The organism is Pseudomonas sp. R43(2017) (assembly GCF_002112345.1).
Lineage (GTDB): Bacteria > Pseudomonadota > Gammaproteobacteria > Pseudomonadales > Pseudomonadaceae > Aquipseudomonas > Aquipseudomonas kribbensis.
On the sequence record NZ_NEHJ01000011.1, the window covers coordinates 21,803 to 37,287 of the forward strand.

The window sequence follows — 15,485 nt, forward strand, 5'->3', positions numbered from 1 at the left end:
CCATCGCCGCACGTTTTCGGGCACGCGCATAAAAAAGAGAGGCCGGGATGTACATCTATCGCTTGGTCCTGCTTCTGGTCGTGGGGATCTACCTGTTTTCTCCCGCCATCATGGATTGGTGGATCGACGCTACGGGCGCTTGGTATCGCCCTTATCTGCTCTGGCTGATCCTGATTGTCGTGACCTTCATCCTGCAGAGCCAAAAAGATGCCGATGAGCTTTAGCCTGACCCAGATGCTGCTGATCAGCGCCGCCTACCTGGCTGCGTTGTTCGGCGTGGCGTGGATCAGTGAACGGGGCATGATCCCGCGGGCGATCATTCGCCATCCGCTGACCTACACCCTGTCGCTGGGGGTCTACGCCAGTGCGTGGGCGTTCTATGGCACCGTCGGTCTGGCCTATCAGTACGGCTACGGTTTTCTGTCCAGTTATCTCGGGGTGTCCGGCGCGTTTCTGCTGGCGCCGGTGCTGCTGTATCCGATCCTGAAGATCACCCGCACCTATCAACTGTCGTCGCTGGCGGACTTGTTCGCCTTTCGCTTTCGCAGCACCTGGGCCGGTGCGCTGACCACGATTTTCATGCTGATCGGCGTACTGCCGTTGCTGGCCCTGCAGATCCAGGCCGTGGCCGATTCCATCGGCATTCTCACCGGCGAACCGGTGCAGAATCGCGTGGCCCTGGCGTTCTGTGCGCTGATCATCCTGTTCACGATCTTCTTCGGCTCGCGCCATATCGCCACCCGTGAAAAGCATGAAGGTCTGGTGTTCGCGATTGCCTTCGAATCGGTGATCAAACTGGCCGCTCTCGGCGGCGTCGGCCTCTATGCCTTGTACGGTGTATTCGACGGCCCGCAACAGCTAGAACTTTGGCTATTGCAGAACCAGACCGCCCTCGCCGCCCTGCACACGCCGCTGCAGGAAGGCCCGTGGCGCACGTTGCTGCTGGTGTTTTTCGCCTCGGCGATCGTGATGCCGCACATGTATCACATGACCTTCACCGAAAACCTCAACCCGCGCTCGCTGGTCAGCGCGAGCTGGGGCCTGCCGCTGTTCCTGCTGCTGATGAGCCTGGCGGTGCCGCTGATTTTGTGGGCCGGCCTGAAACTCGGGGCTACCACCAATCCGGAATACTTCACCCTCGGCATCGGCATCGCCGCTAACAGCAAGGCGCTGGCATTGCTGGCGTATGTCGGCGGCCTGTCGGCGGCCAGCGGCCTGATCATCGTCACCACGCTGGCGTTGTCGGGCATGGCCCTGAACCACCTGGTGCTGCCGCTCTACCAGCCACCGGCCGAAGGCAACATCTATCGCTGGCTGAAATGGACCCGCCGCGCGTTGATCGTCGCGATCATCATGGCCGGCTTCTGCTTCTACCTGATGCTCGGTGCCGAGCAGGATCTGGCCAACCTCGGCATCGTCGCCTTCGTCGCGACCCTGCAATTCCTGCCCGGCGTGCTGTCGGTGCTGTACTGGCCGACCGCCAACCGCCGGGGCTTCATCGCCGGGCTGCTGGCGGGTATCCTGGTGTGGGTGGTGACCATGCTGCTGCCGCTGGTCGGCAATCTGCAGGGTTTCTATATTCCGCTGCTGAACATGATCTACGTGCTGGACGACACCAGTTGGCACATGGCGGCCATCGCCTCGTTGGCGGCCAACGTCCTGATGTTCACTTTGATTTCGCTGTTCACCAATGCCAGCCCGGAAGAGGCCAGCGCCGCCGAAGCCTGCGCTGTGGATAACGTGCGTCGCCCGCAACGTCGGGAACTGCATGCTGCTTCGCCGCAGGAATTCGCCACGCAACTGGCCAAGCCGCTGGGCGCCAAGGCTGCGCAGAAAGAAGTCGAACAGGCCCTGCGCGACCTCTATTTGCCGTTCGACGAGCGCCGCCCTTATGCCTTGCGCCGTTTGCGTGACCGGATCGAAGCCAACCTGTCCGGCCTGATGGGCCCGAGCGTGGCCCAGGACATGGTGGAAACCTTCCTGCCCTACAAGGCCGGCGGCGAAAACTACGTCACCGAAGACATCCACTTCATCGAAAGCCGCCTCGAGGATTACCACTCGCGCCTCACCGGTCTGGCCGCCGAACTCGACGCCCTGCGCCGCTACCACCGCCAGACCCTGCAGGAACTGCCGATGGGCGTCTGCTCGCTGGCCAAGGATCAGGAGATCCTGATGTGGAACAAGGCCATGGAAGAGCTGACCGGGATCGCCGCGCAACGAGTCGTCGGCTCGCGCCTGAGCACCATCGCCAACCCGTGGAAAGAATTGCTGCAAGGCTTCATCAACCTGCCCGATGAACACCTGCACAAACAGCACCTGGCCCTCGACGGCCAGACCCGCTGGCTGAACCTGCATAAAGCGGCCATCGACGAGCCGTTGGCACCGGGTAACAGCGGCCTCGTGTTACTGGTGGAAGACCTGACCGAAACCCAGATGCTCGAAGACAAACTGGTGCACTCCGAACGGCTGGCCAGTATCGGTCGTCTCGCGGCCGGCGTGGCCCATGAAATCGGCAACCCGATCACCGGCATTGCCTGTCTTGCGCAAAACCTCCGGGAAGAACGCGAAGAAGACGGCGAACTGACGGAAATCAGCGGACAGATCCTCGAGCAGACCAAACGCGTTTCACGCATCGTGCAGTCGCTGATGAGTTTTGCCCACGCTGGTAGCCATCAGCACAGTGACGAGCCCGTCTGTCTGGCGGAGGTGGCTCAGGATGCCATTGGTCTGCTGGCCCTGAACCGGCGCAATTTCGAAGTCCAGTTCTACAACCTGTGCGACCCCGATCACTGGGTCGAAGGCGACCCGCAGCGGCTCGCCCAGGTGCTGATCAATCTGCTCTCCAACGCCCGTGACGCCTCGCCCGCGGGCAGTGCGGTGCGGGTCAAGAGCGAAGCCGGCGAACACACGGTCGATCTGATCGTCGAGGACGAAGGCAGCGGCATTCCATCGAGCATCATGGACCGCTTGTTCGAACCTTTCTTTACCACCAAGGATCCTGGCGAAGGCACCGGTCTGGGCCTTGCACTGGTCTATTCCATCGTTGAAGAGCATTATGGACAAATCACCATCGACAGCCCGGCTGATGTTCAGAGCCAGCGCGGCACCCGTATCCGGGTGACATTGCCGCGTCATGTCGAAGCGACGTCCGCTGTGAACTGAGACCGTCGAGAGTATCGAATCAATGCCGCACATTTTGATCGTCGAAGACGAAACCATTATCCGCTCCGCCTTGCGCCGCCTGCTGGAACGCAACCAGTACCAGGTCAGCGAAGCCGGTTCAGTGCAGGAAGCACAAGAACGCTTCAGTATTCCCACATTCGATCTGATCGTCAGCGACCTGCGTCTGCCGGGTGCTCCGGGCACCGAGCTGATCAAGCTCGGCCAGGGCACGCCGGTGCTGATCATGACCAGCTACGCCAGCCTGCGTTCGGCGGTCGACTCGATGAAGATGGGCGCGGTGGATTACATCGCCAAGCCTTTCGACCACGATGAAATGCTTCAGGCCGTCGCTCGGATCCTGCGTGATCGCCAGTCGGCGCCAGCTGCCGGTGAAGTCGTTACCGGCAAGACTGCCAACGGCAACGGCAAATCCGCCACCGACAACAGCAACGGCGAGATCGGCATCATCGGCTCCTGCCCACCGATGCAGGACCTTTACGGCAAGATCCGCAAAGTCGCCCCGACGGATTCCAATGTCCTGATCCAGGGCGAGTCCGGCACCGGTAAAGAGCTGGTGGCCCGCGCTCTGCACAACCTGTCGAAACGCGCCAAGGCACCGATGATTTCGGTAAACTGCGCCGCCATTCCGGAAAGCCTGATCGAGTCCGAGCTGTTCGGTCACGAGAAAGGTGCATTCACCGGTGCCAGCGCCGGTCGTGCCGGCCTGGTGGAAGCGGCGGACGGCGGCACGCTGTTCCTTGACGAGATCGGCGAACTGCCTCTGGAAGCCCAGGCTCGCCTGTTGCGCGTACTGCAGGAAGGCGAGATTCGCCGAGTTGGCTCGGTGCAGTCGCAGAAAGTCGATGTCCGACTGATCGCCGCGACCCACCGTGACCTCAAGAGCCTGGCGAAAATCGGCCAGTTCCGTGAAGACTTGTATTACCGCCTCCATGTAATCGCGTTGAAACTGCCGGCCCTGCGCGAGCGTGGCGCCGACGTCAACGAAATCGCCAATGCGTTCCTCGCTCGTCAGAGCGCACGCATCAACCGCACCGACCTGAAATTTGCCGCCGATGCCGAACAGGCGATCCGGCACTATTCCTGGCCGGGTAACGTGCGAGAACTGGAAAACGCCGTCGAGCGCGCCGTCATCCTGAGCGAAAGCCCGGAAATCTCCGCCGACCTGCTGGGCATCGACATCGAGCTGGGGGATCTGGAGGACGACGAGTTCATCGGCCTGCCGGCGCAACCGGCCGGTAACGCCAGCAACAGCAGCCACGAGCCGACCGAAGACCTGTCGCTGGAAGACTACTTCCAGCATTTCGTGCTCGAGCATCAGGACCACATGACCGAGACCGAACTGGCGCGCAAACTGGGCGTCAGCCGTAAATGCCTGTGGGAACGCCGCCAGCGCCTGGGCATTCCACGGCGCAAGACCGGGGTCGCCAGCGAGAGCTGAACGTTACCTGTCGAGTGTGCGGGTAACCGTTGAATGTGTGAAAAAACTGTTACCTCAGTCTTTTCACGTAACAGAAGCCGGGGTTATCGGTAACGAAATCCCGGCTTTTTTTCGCCCCAAGAAAACGGTTATAACGACCTAACCCCTTGTTTTATTGGGGTTCGCAAAAGTTGGCACGCCCCCTGCTATATGTTTGGTACAAGAACAATAACAAGCAATGCACAAGACAATAAAAATAAGACGAATCGACTCACGCATAATAAAAACAAGACGGCGAGAGGCGCAGCTAACTGATTCTTTTGGAGAGGCGTTGTATTTGGGGCTTGCCCCACGACCAGGCCGAGAACAACAAAAACTGTCCTAAGACAGAGCCTGTACTGGTTGGATCGAGAGATCACTGCAATTCAGCGACCAAAGCAATCCGTTTGCTCTTGGCTCCCGATTGGGAGGGTCATGAAGGAAAAGCTTCATGGCGAGGGCACTCAACAAAAACAAGAAGCCCGAATCAATAATAAAAAGAGCACGCAACTACTTCTTGGGGAGCTTCGGCTCCCCTTGTAGTTTCTCCCTCCCGGAAAAACCTCCCCTCCTGACGCATCTTCACCCCTCTAGCCTGCGGCCTGCAGCGCAAATCGGCAGCGTCCTACACCATCCCTCGACTAAATGCTAGAATCCCCGCCCATCATGCGGTCATTCTCTGGTATGGCCGAACATTCCTTCAAACAGTGCATCCCATGCTGAAGAAGCTGTTCCAGTCATTCCGAACTCCCCTGCGTCGTACGCAACACATCCGTAGCACGCCTGAAGTCCTCAACAGCGGCCAACATTCGCTGCAAAAGGCGCAATTCAGCCGATACGCGGTCAACATCGTCGAACGTCTGCAGGGCGCCGGCTACCAGGCCTACCTGGTTGGCGGCTGCGTGCGAGACATGCTGCTGGGCATCACGCCCAAAGACTTCGACGTCGCCACCAGCGCCACCCCCGAGCAGGTTCGCGCCGAATTCCGCAATGCGCGGATCATCGGCCGCCGCTTCAAGCTGGTGCACATCCATTTCGGTCGCGAAATCATCGAGGTCGCGACCTTCCGCGCCAACCACCCGCAAAACGAAGACGACGAAGACAGCAACCAGTCCTCGCGCAACGAAAGCGGGCGCATTCTGCGCGACAACGTCTACGGCACCCTGGAAGAAGACGCGCAACGCCGCGACTTCACCATCAACGCCCTGTATTACGATCCGGTCAGCGAGCGCATCCTCGATTACGCCAACGGCGTGCACGACATCCGCAATCATCTGATCCGCCTGATCGGCGACCCGAAACAGCGCTACCAGGAAGACCCGGTACGGATGCTGCGGGCCGTGCGTTTCGCCGCCAAGCTCAACTTCGGCATCGAAAAGCACACCGTCCAGCCGATCCGCGACTTGGCACCGATGCTGCGCGAAATTCCATCGGCCCGCCTGTTCGAGGAAGTGCTCAAGCTGTTCCTCTCCGGCCATGGCGCCATCACCTTCGAAATGCTGGTCGACCTGCAACTGTTCGCGCCGTTGTTCCCGGCCAGCGCCGATGCGCTGGAATACAACCCGGAATACACCCACACGCTGATCAGCGAAGCACTGACCAACACCGACCTGCGGATCAAGCAGAACAAACCGGTGACCCCGGCGTTCCTGTTTGCCGCCCTGTTGTGGCCAGCCCTGCCGGCTCGCGTGTTGCGTCTGCAGGAACGTGGCATGCCGCCGATTCCGGCGATGCAGGAAGCCGCCCACGAGCTGATCGCCGAGCAGTGCCAGCGCATCGCGATTCCAAAACGCTTCACCATGCCGATCCGCGAGATCTGGGACATGCAGGAACGCCTGCCACGCCGCAGCGGCAAACGCGCCGACCTGTTGCTGGACAATCCGCGCTTCCGCGCCGGCTACGACTTCCTGCTGCTGCGTGAAAGCGCCGGCGAGCAGACCGATGGCCTGGGCGAATGGTGGACCGACTATCAGGACGCCAACGACAGCGAGCGCCGCGACATGATCCGCGACCTCAGCGGCAAGGAAGACGGTGCCAGCGGTGCTCCGCGCAAGCGTCGCCGCAGCAGCGGTTCCAAGCGCAAACGCGCCGGCGCACCGAGCGCTACGGGCGAATAACGCATGGAACGCATCTACATCGGCATGGGCAGCAACCTGGCTGACCCGGCCGAACAACTGCGCAGCGCGGTCGATTCATTGGCGCAACTGCCGAGTACAGCACTGGTCGGTGTCTCTGCCTTTTTCCAGAGCGACTCGCTGTTGCCGGGTCAGCCGCGTTACACCAACGCGGTCGCGGCGCTCGACAGCACCCTCGCCCCACTGGAACTGCTCGATGCCCTGCAAGCCATCGAAAACGGCCAGGGTCGCGAACGCCTGGAACGCTGGGGCCCACGCACGCTGGACCTGGACATCCTGCTGTTCGGTGACCGTCTGATCGATGAACCGCGCCTGAAAGTCCCGCATTACCAGATGCAGGAACGCGCCTTCGTACTTTATCCCCTGGCCGAACTGGCCCCTGAAGATCTGCGCCTGGCCGACGGCCGCACCCTTGACGATCTGCTGGCAGCCTGCCCGTTCGTCGGCCTCGAACGCATTACCTCAAACTGATACCACACCCTGTGGGAGCGAGCTTGCTCGCGAAGGCAATCTGACCGTCAATATTTGCATTGGCTGACTGACCGCTTTCGCGAGCAAGCTCGCTCCCACAGGTTTTTTTGTAGGACGAAAATCCTGCGAATCAGGCCCGCCGGCCCGCTGAATCGCATCAGTAACGCCGGTAACACTCCCGTCGTAACAATGCGGTAACACATGCAATTGACTTCCTGAGGTCTCATCACGACTATAGGCGTCCCGCTGCCGCCAACCCGGCATACAAGGGCGCAATCCAGGCCTTATAAGCACGACAAAAGAGCGTGCGCCTGAGTAGATGACGAATCACGCGCGTTACTCGCAGTAGTTTCCAAAGCGCCTGAACGAGGATTTCTTACATGCCAGCCATCACCCTGACCACGCTCCAGAGCCTCAAGCAGAAAGGTGAAAAGATCACCATGCTGACCTGCTATGACGCGACCTTCGCCCACGCCTGCAACGAGGCCGGTGTCGAAGTGCTGCTGGTGGGCGACTCCCTCGGCATGGTCCTGCAAGGTCACGACAGCACCCTGCCGGTGACCATTGCGGAAATGGCCTACCACACCGCCTGCGTCAAGCGCGGCAACACCGACGCCCTGATCCTGGCCGACCTGCCGTTCATGGCCAACGCCACCCTCGAACAAACCATGACCAACAGCGCCATGCTGATGCAGGCCGGCGCGCACATGGTCAAGGTCGAAGGTGCGCTGTGGCTGGCGGAATCGATCCGCCTGCTGGCCGAACGCGGTGTACCGGTCTGCGCCCACATGGGCCTGACCCCGCAAGCCGTGAACATTCTCGGTGGCTATAAAGTGCAGGGTCGCAACGAAAACCAGGCACGCCAGATGCGCGCCGACGCGATCTCCCTGGAGCAGGCCGGCGCGGCCATGCTGCTGCTGGAATGCGTGCCGAGCGAACTGGCTGCCGAAATCACCCAGGCGGTGAAAATCCCGGTGATCGGCATCGGCGCCGGCACCGACACCGACGGTCAGGTCCTGGTGCTGCACGACATGCTCGGCCTGTCGATCAGCGGCCGCGTACCGAAATTCGTGAAGAACTTCATGCAGGGCCAGGACAGCATCCAGTCCGCACTGAAGGCTTATGTGAACGAAGTCAAAGCCGCCACTTTCCCTGGGATCGAACACGGATTCTCTGCATGAACACCGTCAAAACCGTACGTGAACTGCGCGCTGCCGTGGCGCGCGCCCGCAGTGAAGGCAAGCGCATCGGCTTCGTGCCGACCATGGGCAACCTGCACAGCGGCCACATCGCGTTGATCACTAAAGCCAGGCAGCGAGTGGACTTCGTGGTCGCGAGCATTTTCGTCAACCCGCTGCAGTTCGGCGCCGGCGAAGACCTCGACAAATACCCGCGCACCCTGGCGGCGGATCAGGAAAAACTGCTGGAAGCCGGTTGCTCCCTGCTGTTCGCCCCGACCGTCGAAGAAATGTACCCCGACGGCATGGCCGGGCAGACCCGGGTCAGCGTGCCACAGCTTTCCGAAGGCCTGTGCGGTGCCAGCCGCCCGGGGCACTTCGAAGGCGTGGCGACCGTGGTCAGCAAGCTGTTCAACATGGTCCAGCCGGACCTGGCGATCTTCGGTCAGAAGGACTACCAGCAACTGGCCGTGATCCGTGCGCTGGTGCATGACCTGAACATGCCGATCCAGATCATCGGCGAACCGACCGTACGTGCTGCCGATGGCCTGGCCCTGTCCTCGCGCAACGGTTTCCTCAGCGAGGAACAACGCGCCGTGGCGCCCGTCGTTTACCGCGCCCTGAGCAACATTGCCGAGTCGATCAAGCAGGGCGAGCGCGACTTCCCGGCCTTGATCCTGGCACAGCGGCAACAGCTGGAAGCCGCCGGCCTGCGCCCGGATTACCTGGAAATCCGCCACGCCCTGACCCTGCGCCCGGCCACGGCGGAAGATCGTGATCTGGTGATTCTGGTTGCTGCGTTCCTCGGCACCACCCGGTTGATCGACAACCTGCACATGAACCTCGATACCCCCGCCTGAATACCGCAACAGCAGAATGAGGGAGCGAGCCTGTTCGCTCCCTCATTCGTCTTTCATCCCCTTCCAGATCGTATTGCCGGGCACCTGACCATCGGGCAAACTGCCCGCCGATCCACTGCGCGCGAAAGCAGGGACTTGCTCGCATTACCCGCCGTCTGTCGGCGTCTGCCGTTATCGATGTTAAAAAAGTACAGGTAACAGGTCAGAAGAAGCCAAGACAGATCGCGGCGCTGGGTTTACTGTATTCGCCCTGCGCCCGTGTAATCGTGTCGACGCAGTTGCCCCCTCGCCCAAACATGGCGGGGAGGTCTTTTCAGTGTTCAAAAGGCCGTTCAAGTAAAAAGGAAAACCGCAGCGATGGCGTACTACCGCACTCCTCATGACGTTACCGCTCTGCCTGCCTGGCAGGCGTTGAAAGACCACCGCCAAGCCATGCAGGATTTCAGCATGCGCGAAGCCTTCAACGCCGATCCGCAGCGCTTCACTCAGTTCACCCTCAGCAGCTGCGGACTGTTTCTCGATTATTCGAAGAATCTGATCAACGCCGAGACCCGCAACTTGCTGGTGGGTCTGGCCAACGAAGTCGATCTCAAGGGCGCGATCAAGGCGCTGTTCGACGGCGAAATCGTCAACTCCTCCGAAGGCCGCCCGGCGCTGCATACCGCCCTGCGTCGCCCGGTGGGCGACAAGCTGTCGGTCAATGGCGTCAACGTGATGCCTGAAGTACACAAGGTGTTGAACCAGATCACCGATCTGGTCGGCAAGATCCATGACGGCCTGTGGCGCGGTTACACCGAAAAGCCGATCACTGACGTGGTCAACATCGGTATCGGTGGTTCGTTCCTCGGCCCGGAACTGGTCTCCGAAGCCCTGCTGTCCTACGCCCAGAAAGGCGTGCGTTGCCATTACCTGGCGAACATCGACGGCAGCGAATTCCACGAGCTGACGCAAAAACTGCGCGCCGAGACCACGCTGTTCATCGTTTCGTCGAAATCGTTCAACACCCTCGAAACCCTGAAAAACGCCCAGGCCGCCCGTGCCTGGTACCTGGCCCAGGGCGGTTCGGAAGCCGAGCTGTATCGTCACTTCATCGCCGTATCGAGCAACAACGCGGCGGCCGTGGCCTTCGGTATCCGCGAAGAAAACATCTTCCCGATGTGGGACTGGGTCGGCGGTCGTTATTCGCTGTGGTCGGCCATCGGTCTGCCGATTGCCCTGGCCATCGGCATGTCCAACTTCAAGGAACTGCTGTCCGGTGCCTACACCATGGACCAGCATTTCCAGAGCGCGCCGTTCGAACAGAACATGCCGGTGCTGCTGGCCCTGCTCGGCGTGTGGTACGGCAACTTCTGGGGCGCGCAAAGCCACGCGATCCTGCCGTACGACCACTACCTGCGTAACATCACCAAGCACTTGCAGCAGCTGGACATGGAATCCAACGGCAAGAGCGTGCGTCAGGACGGCACTCCGGTGTCGACCGATACCGGCCCGGTGATCTGGGGCGGCGTCGGCTGCAACGGCCAGCACGCTTACCACCAGTTGCTGCACCAGGGCACCCAGCTGATTCCGGCCGACTTCATTGTGCCGATCGTCAGCTTCAACCCGGTGTCCGACCACCATCAGTGGCTGTACGCCAACTGCCTGTCCCAGAGCCAGGCACTGATGCTCGGCAAGACCCTGCCGGAAGCCGAAGCCGAACTGCGCGACAAAGGCATGAGCGAAGAACAGGTGCAGAAACTCGCACCGCACAAGGTGATCCCGGGCAACCGTCCGAGCAACACCCTGGTGGTCGAGCGCATCAGCCCGCGGCGTCTCGGCGCGCTGGTGGCGATGTACGAACACAAAGTCTTCGTTCAGAGCGTGGTCTGGGGCATCAACGCCTTCGACCAGTGGGGCGTGGAATTGGGCAAGGAACTGGGCAAGGGCGTCTACAACCGCCTGGTCGGCAGCGAGGAAACCGCGGCCGAAGATGCGTCCACTCAAGGCCTGATCAACTACTTCCGCGGCCGTCACCGCGGCTGATTTGATCGCGTTGCTGTAACCCTGTGGGAGCGAGCTTGCTCGCGATTTCGGTTATTCATTCAACATCGACGTTGACTGAAACTCCGCTATCGCGAGCAAGCTCGCTCCCACAGTTGTTTTGCACGTGACTTGAACCTGTTGACCTCTCGGCGCATCTTTATCCTTGCCGCACAACAAGAATAAGGAACCGTCATGTTCGATATCAGCACGTTCCCCAAAGCCGATGCCGTCCGCCGGGCAGCCCAGTTGAGTCAGGACGACTACCATCGCCTGTACCGCGAATCCATTGAACACCCCAGCACCTTCTGGGCCGAACAGGCCACTCGCTTCCTCGACTGGAGCACCCCGTGGCAGACCGTCCAGCGCTATGACCTGAAGACCGGCGAGGCTTCCTGGTTCGCCGGGGCGAAACTGAATGTCAGCTACAACTGCATCGATCGCCACCTGGAGAAACGCGGTGACCAGACCGCCATTGTCTGGGAAGGCGACGATCCCGCCGAATCCACGCAAATCACCTACAACAAACTCCACCACCACGTCTGCCGCCTGGCCAACGTGCTGAAAAGCCGCGGCGTGAAGAAAGGCGACCGGGTGTGCATCTACATGCCGATGATCCCCGAGGCGGCTTACGCCATGCTCGCCTGCGCGCGGATCGGTGCGATTCATTCGGTGGTGTTTGGCGGTTTCTCCCCGGACTCGTTGCGCGACCGCATTCTCGATGCCGATTGCCGCACCGTGATCACCGCCGACGAAGGCGTGCGCGGTGGCAAGTTCGTGCCGTTGAAACAGAACGTCGACAAGGCCCTGCAAAGCTGTCCCAAGGTCAGCACTGTCGTGGTCGTCGAACACACCCAGAACAAGGTCGACTGGGCCGAAGGCCGTGACCTCTGGTATCACCAGGCCGTGCGCGATGTCAGCGACGATTGCCCGCCGGAACCGATGGACGCCGAAGACCCGCTGTTCATCCTCTACACCTCCGGCAGCACCGGCAAACCCAAAGGCGTGCTGCACACCACCGGCGGTTACCTGCTGCAAGCGGCGATGACCTTCAAGTACGTGCTCGATTACCGCGACAGTGAAGTGTTCTGGTGCACCGCCGACGTCGGCTGGGTCACTGGCCACAGCTACATCGTCTACGGCCCGCTGGCCAACGGCGCGACCACCCTGATCTTCGAAGGCGTACCGAGCTACCCGAGCACGTCGCGGTTCTGGCAGGTGATCGACAAACACAAGGTCAACATCTTCTACACCGCGCCGACCGCACTGCGCGCACTGATGCGTGAAGGCGCCGGCCCCTTGCAGGAAACATCCCGTGAAAGCCTCAGATTGCTCGGCAGCGTCGGTGAGCCGATCAACCCGGAAGCGTGGGAATGGTATTTCAACGTGGTCGGCGAACAGCGCTGCCCGATTGTCGATACCTGGTGGCAAACCGAGACCGGCGGCATCATGCTCAGCCCGCTGGTCAGCGCCCAGCGGATCAAACCGGGCTGTGCCACCCAGCCGATGTTCGGCGTGCAACCGGTGCTGCTCGACGAACACGGCAAGGAAATCAAGGGCGCCGGCAGCGGCGTGCTGGCGATCAAGTCGAGCTGGCCGGCGCAGATCCGCAGCGTCTACGGTGATCCGCAGCGCATGGTCGACACCTACTTCAAGCCGTACCCCGGCTACTACTTCACCGGCGACGGCGCCCGCCGCGACGAGGACGGCGATTACTGGATCACCGGGCGCATCGATGACGTGATCAATGTTTCCGGCCACCGCATCGGCACCGCAGAAGTCGAAAGCGCCCTGGTGCTGCACGACAGCATCGCCGAAGCCGCCGTGGTCGGTTACCCCCACGACGTCAAAGGCCAGGGCATCTATGCCTTCGTCACGCCCATGAACGGCGCCGAACCCAACGACGAACTGAAGAAGGAATTGCTGGCCCACGTCAGCAAGGAGATCGGCAGCTTCGCCAAACCGGACCTGATCCAGTGGGCCCCGGCCCTGCCGAAAACCCGTTCGGGCAAGATCATGCGGCGGATCCTGCGCAAGATCGCCTGCAACGAGCTCGACAGCCTTGGTGATACTTCGACCCTGGCTGACCCGAGCGTGGTGCAGGGGCTGATCGACAAGCGCCTTAACCAGTAGAATCACAGGCGCGGTCAACCGGGCCGCGCCGCCCTTCACCACTGAGTTGCCATGGAATTCATTCGCAGCCGTATCGAAAACCAGCTCATGAGCCTGACCGGTCTGTCCCTCGGACAGCTCGATCTGGAAAACCCCAAGGGCGATCCCGGCCTCTTCGGCCCGGACTCGATCAGTTGGCAAGTGCACGGCGACTTCACCAGTATGTTGATCGGCGGCATCAGTGCCTTGTTGCTGCAAGCCCTGCACCCACTGGCACTGGCCGGCGTCTGGGATCACTCGAACTTCCGCCAGGACATGCTCGGTCGCCTGCGCCGAACCAGCCAGTTTGTCTCCGGCACTACGTTCGGCTCCAAACGGGACGCCGAATGGCTGATCGAGAAAGTCCGCACCATTCACCTGCAAGTCGTCGGCACCGCGCCGGATGGCCGGCCCTATGCGGCCAGTGATCCGGATCTGCTGACCTGGGTACATGTGGCGGAAGTCAGCAATTTTCTCGCCGCCCATTTGCGTTACCGCAACCCGCTGTTGTCACCGAAGGATCAGGACCGTTACTACGCAGAAATCGCCGTGGTCGCTGAACGCCTGGGTGCCCGCGATGTGCCTAAGTCGCGCCAGGCCGTGGCCGATTACCTGCAACGCATGCGCCCGCAGCTGGTGTGCGACGATCGTAGCCGCGAAGTCCTGCGCCTGTTGCTTGATGCCCCGGCGCCCAGCGTGCTGGCGCGGCCGTTTGGCGACCTGATGATGAAGGCCGGCATCGACCTGCTGCCGGACTGGGCCAGCGACATGCTCGATGCCCGGCAGAATCCCTTGCAACGTCAGCTGATCCGCGCCAGCGTCAAACGCAGCGCACCGATGCTGCGCTGGGCGATGCGCAATGGTTCGGTGCAACGGGCCCAACGGCGGATGGGGCTGAGCTGAAGCTCAGTAGCTGCTAAACTCCCGCGCCCCGATTCCCTCCAGCAAGGCGCAAGCATGTCTTCCCTGAATCAGGCGCTGCGCGCCGCCCTCGATCAACGCCAGGATTTGCTCGCCGAGCTGCACCGCCAGGGCACCGACTGCTATCGCCTGTTCCACGGCAGTCAGGAAGGCGCCGGCGGCCTGACCGTTGACCGCTACGGCCCGCAGCTGATGGTGCAGAGTTTCCACCAGACGCTGGAACTCGCCGACCTGCTGCAACTGCACGCCACGGTGAACGAAACGCTGGGCTTGCAAACCTTGCTGGTCTACAACGACCGCTCCCGTGGCAACTCGCGCATCGACCGCGAAGACAACGTGTACCGCGCCGACGACGCAGCGCTGGTCGATCTGGTCGGCCACGAGTGGGGCCTGAACTACCGCGTGCGCGGACGCCATGCCGGCCAGGATCCGCTGCTGTTCCTCGACCTGCGCAACACCCGCGGCTGGGTCAAGGATCACGCCAAGGGCAAAAGCGTGCTCAACCTGTTCGCCTACACCTGCGGCGTCGGCCTCAGCGCGGCCGCCGGCGGTGCACGCGAGGTGTGCAACCTGGACTTCGCCGAAGGCAACCTGGCAGTCGGGCGCGAGAACGGTTTGCTCAATCCGCAACTGCCGACCATGGAATTCATCCAGTCCGACTACTTCCCGGCGATCCGCCAACTGGCCGGTCTGCCGATCAGCCAGCGTCGCGGGCAGAAACTGCCGAGCTATCAGCGCCTCGAACAACGCCAATACGATCTGGTGCTGCTCGACCCACCGGCGTGGGCCAAAAGTGCGTTCGGCACCGTCGACCTGCTGCGCGATTATCAGAGCCTGCTCAAGCCAGCCCTGCTGACCACCGCCGAAAATGGCGTGCTGATCTGCTGCAACAATCTGGCAAAAGTCAGCATGGACGACTGGCGCGAACAGGTGCTGCGCTGCGCCGAGAAAGCCGGGCGCCCGGTGCGCGAATGGAGCGTGATGACCCCGGGCCGGGATTTCCCTTCACTGGACGGGCAACCGCCGCTCAAGACCCTGATTCTCCAGCTCTGAAATTTCCCCCGGCAGGAGCCGCCTTCGGCAGCTCCTACAGACATTGCAGACAAATCTG

General features: G+C 61.5%; 11 protein-coding genes. All 11 read left to right on the forward strand.

What is annotated here, in order from left to right; genetic code table 11:
• Positions 1-47: 47 nt before the first annotated feature.
• The 11 genes from CAG02_RS29700 (at position 48) to CAG02_RS26770 (ending at position 15,427) form a co-directional block, all read left to right on the forward strand.
• Entirely contained in the window at positions 48-224 is a 177-nt protein-coding gene (locus CAG02_RS29700; protein ID WP_003176118.1) for a hypothetical protein, read from the forward strand.
• Positions 208-3,162: a sensor histidine kinase gene (locus CAG02_RS26720; RefSeq protein WP_167748781.1), complete on the forward strand. Its 2,955-nt coding sequence runs from the start codon at positions 208-210 to the stop codon at positions 3,160-3,162. Before CAG02_RS29700 ends, CAG02_RS26720 begins: the two co-directional genes overlap by 17 nt.
• A gap of 22 nt (positions 3,163-3,184) precedes the next feature.
• On the forward strand, positions 3,185-4,621 hold the full coding sequence (locus CAG02_RS26725; RefSeq protein WP_085712150.1) for a sigma-54 dependent transcriptional regulator: 1,437 nt from the start codon (positions 3,185-3,187) through the stop codon (positions 4,619-4,621).
• 734 nt (positions 4,622-5,355) lie between these two features.
• Complete coding sequence (locus tag CAG02_RS26735; RefSeq protein WP_085712152.1) at positions 5,356-6,756, forward strand: polynucleotide adenylyltransferase PcnB; 1,401 nt, start codon at positions 5,356-5,358, stop codon at positions 6,754-6,756.
• 3 nt (positions 6,757-6,759) lie between these two features.
• The gene (gene folK, locus CAG02_RS26740) at positions 6,760-7,245 is read left to right on the forward strand and encodes a 2-amino-4-hydroxy-6-hydroxymethyldihydropteridine diphosphokinase (RefSeq protein ID WP_085712153.1); all 486 of its coding nucleotides are present in this window, start codon (positions 6,760-6,762) and stop codon (positions 7,243-7,245) included.
• 380 nt (positions 7,246-7,625) lie between these two features.
• Positions 7,626-8,426, forward strand: a complete 801-nt coding sequence (gene panB, locus CAG02_RS26745) for a 3-methyl-2-oxobutanoate hydroxymethyltransferase (protein WP_085712154.1) — start codon at positions 7,626-7,628, stop codon at positions 8,424-8,426.
• On the forward strand, positions 8,423-9,283 hold the full coding sequence (gene panC, locus CAG02_RS26750) for a pantoate--beta-alanine ligase (protein WP_085712155.1): 861 nt from the start codon (positions 8,423-8,425) through the stop codon (positions 9,281-9,283). Before panB ends, panC begins: the two co-directional genes overlap by 4 nt.
• 357 nt (positions 9,284-9,640) lie before the next feature.
• A complete protein-coding gene (pgi, locus tag CAG02_RS26755) occupies positions 9,641-11,305 on the forward strand; it encodes a glucose-6-phosphate isomerase (RefSeq protein WP_085712156.1) in 1,665 nt (554 codons plus the stop codon).
• Positions 11,306-11,497: 192 nt separating this feature from the next.
• Positions 11,498-13,435, forward strand: coding sequence for an acetate--CoA ligase (acs, locus tag CAG02_RS26760; RefSeq protein WP_085712157.1), 1,938 nt, complete (start codon positions 11,498-11,500; stop codon positions 13,433-13,435).
• A gap of 51 nt (positions 13,436-13,486) precedes the next feature.
• Positions 13,487-14,356 (forward strand): oxygenase MpaB family protein, encoded by an 870-nt coding sequence (locus CAG02_RS26765; protein ID WP_085712158.1) that lies wholly within the window; start codon positions 13,487-13,489, stop codon positions 14,354-14,356.
• Positions 14,357-14,410: 54 nt separating this feature from the next.
• Positions 14,411-15,427 (forward strand): class I SAM-dependent rRNA methyltransferase, encoded by a 1,017-nt coding sequence (locus CAG02_RS26770; RefSeq protein ID WP_085712159.1) that lies wholly within the window; start codon positions 14,411-14,413, stop codon positions 15,425-15,427.
• The last annotated feature ends 58 nt before the right edge of the window (positions 15,428-15,485 follow it).